The organism is Methylobacterium sp. 2A (assembly GCF_009806555.1).
Taxonomy (GTDB): Bacteria; Pseudomonadota; Alphaproteobacteria; order Rhizobiales; family Beijerinckiaceae; genus Methylobacterium.
In genome coordinates, this window is sequence record NZ_VUOK01000001.1 from 1 (window position 1) to 4,100 (window position 4,100).

Sequence of the window (4,100 nt, forward strand, 5' to 3'; positions counted from 1 at the left end):
AGAGGCAAGCCGCCGCCTGAATCACAAAACGCCCCGACCGCGAACCTAAACCTCCTCACGCTGAAGCGATTGCCCTGCCGGCGATCCGCCAACCCCTTGCGCTGTCCGGCTGAATGGATGGTACCACCGCCCCGGGCGGCCACGTGAAATCCGGGGCCTGGGGGGAGCCCGCCGAGAGCCGGTCAACTCTCCTCTGCGAAGAAGTCCTCGTCGAGCCGCTTCAACGCCACCGTCTGAACCGTGCGCACGCCGACGCCGTGCTCGATCATCAGGTCGGCGAGAGTCGGCCCGTCGAGCAGGATCACTCGCTGAGTCAGGTGGCGCACGAACTCCCGGGCCTGGGCACTGAAGGTCGAGGTGGTGACGAACACGCCCTTGCTCGCCCCAAGCCCGACGAGGCTGCCGACGAAGCCCTGCACCTCGGGTCGCCCGACGGTCGTCGCGCCGTAGCGCTTGGCCTGGACGTAGACCCGGTCGAGACCGAGCCGGTCCTCGTCGATCACCCCGTCGATGCCGCCATCGCCTGAGCGGCCGAGACGCGCCGCTGCGTTCCGGTGGCCGCCGCCGTAGCCCATGGCGACGAGGAGATCGACGATCAGGTCCTCGAAGAAGGTCGGGCTGTTCTGGCCGATGCGCTGCAGCAGTTCCTCGCGCAGAGCCGCCTGGATCTCCAGGTGGGCCGCCTCGATCCGGTCCTGCGGCGTCTCCCGAGGTCCGAGAGCGGTCTCGGCGGGCGCCACCGCGATGCCGTCCGGCGCCGCGGCGTCCCCAGCGAGACCCTCGTTCCGGTAGAAGGCGCGGAAGGCGGGCTCGCGCATCAGGAACGCGGTGTCGATCCGCGCCGGGTTCTCGGCCAGCACCCGCCGCCCGGCCTCGGTGGCGATGAAGCGGCCCCGGGCCGGGAAGGCGACGAGGCCGGCCTTGAGCATGTAGAACTTCGCCCAGTGGATCCGGTTGTGCAGCACCCGCTGCCGCCCGCTCGGCAGCATCTCGGCGCGCTCGTCCGGGCCGAGGCCGAACTGGTCGGCGACGATCTCGGCCACCTCGCCGACGCGCCGCTCGCCCTCCGCGGCCAGCCGCAGCACGGGGAGCATCAGGGTCTGGTAATCGGGGATCGGCATCTCAGGCGGCCGCCCCGCGTGGCCGGCGCCCCCGTTTCGGGGCAGGACCAGCCGCCGCGCGCTCGGCCCGGATGCGCTCGAGCAGAACGCTAGCCGGCTCGTCGTTCGGGTCCTGCGGTACGAGCTCGCCGCGGAAGGCTTTTGCGAGGATGGCTTGATCGAGCTTGTCGAGGGCGTCCCGCGCGGAGCGGGCCTCGGCGGCGAGGCGGTCGATGGCGGCGAAGGAGTGTTCGATGCGGCGAAGCAGTTCGCCTGCCTCGTTGTTGGGAGGCAGGATCAGCGGCAAGGTCGCCAGCTTCGCCTTGCTGATGGACGCAAGATTAGTCGTCTGCTTGCCTTGGTCCAAGAAGTGCTGCTGACCGAATTCATTAGCGTATAGCGAAATTAGTTCTGGCGGGTAAAATTTATCTCTAAGTCGAACTCGAAATACATGATTCTGATGGACGCAATCTTCAATCTGCCCGTGCCAAACCCATCCTCGGCCGAGCTTGTCGCGATCTCCGCCTTCATTCATCAATATATCGCCATGACACAGGCGCAGTCGGTTGTACTCTTTCTCCGTAATGCGGATGCGCTTAACATCCTGCAGATCAATCCGGCCGCGCTGAACATTGGCAACCCTGAGGTATGGCCGCTCTACTAACGGCTCATCTTTGCTTCGTTGTTTGCCGAGGGTTATGCCTGTTTGGATTTCTGCGATATCGTGCAGTTGCAGTGTACGCCATCCAACCAGCGAGCTTGAGCCCCGCAGGTCGCCGGTCAGCGAACCTGCAAACGCAGATTTCAAAACAAATCGTTTGGCGCGAATTCCAAGAATGCGGACGGCCTCAAGTTCCTCTCTCGCTCGGGTTACTCGGGCGGACAATTGGTCGATTTTTGCGACGATACGATGCTGTTCAGATACAGGGGGAACAGGAAGATGAAAACTCTCGAGACCACGCTTGCCAATATGGAAAATGTTGACGCCTTGAGTGTGTGAGACAAGGTGTCCAGCTCTTGCTGAGAAATCGAAGAATGCCCGAGCATACCAAGGATTGATTACTTCCGAACGGAAGCGCAGTAAGGTATTTTGAAAACAGCAATCTTGAATTTGTTCCAGCCAAACTGCAGGCTTGCCAACTTCACTAGCGCTGCCAGATCCTTCGTTCAGCAGAACATCGCCGTAACGAAGCTGAAATGTTGCAAAATCAGATGTGTTAAAGTTCATCGCCTTGACGTCGCTGAAATCCCAGCCCTGCCAAGTGATGTTGGCTGACCTCACGTAGGGACGCATATCGGGCCCTGTGTGATTGACGGGCGATCGCTGGCGACCGAGGTCGACCATTCCGATCGCCCCCGCTTCCGCCCAGATCCAGCCAGCAGGAATGGGCCAATGCTGTTCGCCGCTCACTCGGCAGCCTCCGCCAGCACCGTCTCTTCGTTGCCTCCCAGCTCCTCGTTCAGCGCCTCAATCTCCATCATCGCGTTCCGCAGGTGCCCCAGAATCGCCGCCGCGATGTCGGCGGGGTCCTGCAACGCATCCTCCGCGTCGCCCTCAGCGCGCAGCCACGTGATATCGAGGTTGTCCCCCCGCGCCGCGATCTCCTCCCGCGTGAACCGCCGGAAACGCCCCGCCTCACCTGTGTCGGCCCGCGGAGCCCCGCCGTTCGGGTCGGCGCCATAGGCCGCGACGAAATCCGAGAAATGGTCGGGGCGGAGCGGGGTGGTCTTGCCGAAAACCGGCATCCCGGTGCGCAGGTCGTAGATCCACACGGCCTGCGTCGCCCCCGCTGTAGCGGCGGACTTGCGCAGGAACAGCACGTTGGTCTTCACGCCCTGCGCGTAGAAGATGCCGGTCGGCAGCCGCAGCACCGTGTGCAGGTCGCAGGTGTCGAGCATCATCCGGCGCAGGTCCCGCCCCCGCCCGTCCTCGAACAGCACGTTATCGGGCACCACGATGGCCGCCCGCCCGCCGACCGTGAGCGCGCGTACGCAGTGCTCGACGAAGGGGAGCTGATAGGAGGAGACGGCGGCCGTGATCGTGAAGTCGTCCCGGCTCGGGCGCCCGCCCGCCGAGCCGAAGGGTGGGTTGGTCAGGATCAGGTCGGCTTGGCGAAACGCCTCGCCGGCGCCCGCGGGCGAGAGTGTGTCGCCCAGCACGACGTGCTCGCCCTCGACGCCGTGGAGCTGCAGGTTCATCAGCAGCAGACGGTAGGCGTCGGGCACGTTCTCCAGGCCGCGATAAGCGCTGTGGACCTGGAAGGCCTGATCCACAACGGGAAGCGTCGAGTAATCGTCGGTCGCCGCGCGGATCGCCCGGTCGGCGGCGATCAGGAAGCCGCCGGTGCCGGCGGCCGGGTCCTGGATCACCTCGCCGGCCCGCGGCTGCATCAGCCCGACCAGCACGTCGATGAGCACCCGCGGGGTGAAGTACTGGCCGGCGCCCCGCTTGGTCTCCTCGGCGTTCTTCTGGAGCAGGCCCTCGTACAGATCGCCGAAGCCGTCGCGGGCTTCCGAATACCATGCGAGCCCGTCGATCGCCGTCATGAGCGTCGCGAGATTCACGGGCTCGCGGATGACCGTGGAGGCGTTGGCAAAGATCGCCAGCACGAGACGGTCCGGCGTCCGCTGCGGGTCGCCCAGCGCGATCAGGGCCTCGCGGTAGAGCTTGAGCTTCGGCGCGCCCTCGGCCCGCATCAGGTCGGGCCAGCGGTAGCCCTCCGGCACGCGGACCTCGTCGAGCCCACGCTCGTCGGCCATCTTGAGGAACAGCAGGTAGGTCAGCTCGGTGACGTACTGGAAGTAGGTCACGCCGTCCTTGCGCAGGATCGCGCAGAGCCGCCAGAGCCGGTTCACGAGGTCGGAGGAGGGGTTCATCGGGCGCCTTTGTTTCCGTGATCTCATCCGCGGCGGCACGGCCACGCTAGGTGTCATTGCTATGGAGGTTGTCCATCCGAGGGTGTCGAGCGAGGCTGTGGTTGCGACGCCTGCAACCCCGGA

General features: G+C 65.2%; 3 protein-coding genes. All 3 read right to left on the minus strand.

Translation table 11 applies throughout. The annotated features are described in order from the left end of the window. Positions 1-182 precede the first annotated feature (182 nt). Genes FVE89_RS00005 through FVE89_RS00015 form a run of 3 tightly spaced genes read right to left on the minus strand, consistent with a single transcriptional unit; the run spans position 183 to position 3,977 of the window. The gene (locus FVE89_RS00005) at positions 183-1,121 is read right to left on the minus strand and encodes a restriction endonuclease (protein ID WP_160532222.1); all 939 of its coding nucleotides are present in this window, start codon (positions 1,119-1,121) and stop codon (positions 183-185) included. 1 nt (position 1,122) lies between these two features. Beyond that, positions 1,123-2,511, minus strand: coding sequence for a restriction endonuclease subunit S (locus FVE89_RS00010; RefSeq protein ID WP_160532223.1), 1,389 nt, complete (start codon positions 2,509-2,511; stop codon positions 1,123-1,125). Further along, the gene (locus FVE89_RS00015; RefSeq protein ID WP_160532224.1) at positions 2,508-3,977 is read right to left on the minus strand and encodes an N-6 DNA methylase; all 1,470 of its coding nucleotides are present in this window, start codon (positions 3,975-3,977) and stop codon (positions 2,508-2,510) included. Before FVE89_RS00015 ends, FVE89_RS00010 begins: the two co-directional genes overlap by 4 nt. Positions 3,978-4,100 lie beyond the last annotated feature (123 nt).

Coding starts and splice junctions, on each gene's coding strand:
- FVE89_RS00015 (WP_160532224.1), bottom strand. CDS start 3,977: ATGAACCCCTCCTCCGACCTCGTGAACCGGCTCTGGCGGCTCTGCGCG.
- FVE89_RS00005 (WP_160532222.1), bottom strand. CDS start 1,121: ATGCCGATCCCCGATTACCAGACCCTGATGCTCCCCGTGCTGCGGCTG.